The 517-nt window shown below is 32.7% G+C and carries 1 protein-coding gene; it reads left to right on the top strand.

Translation table 11 applies throughout. The annotated features are described in order from the left end of the window. Positions 1-198 precede the first annotated feature (198 nt). A partial coding sequence (locus tag EG2_RS18060; protein WP_156424264.1) for an MFS transporter occupies positions 199-517 on the top strand: 319 nt, incomplete at its 3' end.

The raw sequence follows: 517 nt of genomic DNA, 5'->3' as shown, positions 1-517 counted from the left end.
GTGTGATACTTTTAATACTCTTTTAAAAGGATTGGGTATAGACGGCTTGCTTGATAATCAGACAATTTCTGCTTTTGTTCAACTTTGCAATAAGAAGTAATTCATCATTTTAATAGACTGCACACACATTTTGGAAGTGCAGTTTATTTTAAACCATATATAAACCGACGGTCGGTTTAATTCAAAGGAGGATAACCTATGGAAGTAAAAACAAAACTTTTTAGACGTGATTTTACCCTTGTAGTAATTGGACAGATTATATCCCTTTTTGGTAATGCAATTTTGCGTTTTGCCCTACCATATTATCTTTTAAAAGAAACAGGTTCTTCTACTCTTTTTGGACTTGTTACAGCTTGCTCATTTTTACCTATGGTAGTTTTGTCAATGGTAGGTGGCATACTCGCTGATAGGATAAATAAAAGAAATATAATGGTTGGACTGGATTTTAGTACAGCTATTATTATTACGTTGTTCTATTTATCATTGGGGAAACTACCAATGGTTCCATTGTTTATTG

Origin of the sequence: Enterococcus gallinarum NBRC 100675 (assembly GCF_001544275.1) — a bacterium.
Lineage (GTDB): Bacteria > Bacillota > Bacilli > Lactobacillales > Enterococcaceae > Enterococcus_D > Enterococcus_D gallinarum.
Note: the sequence above shows the minus strand (reverse complement) of the source record. Positions and strands in the feature narration are given on the sequence as shown.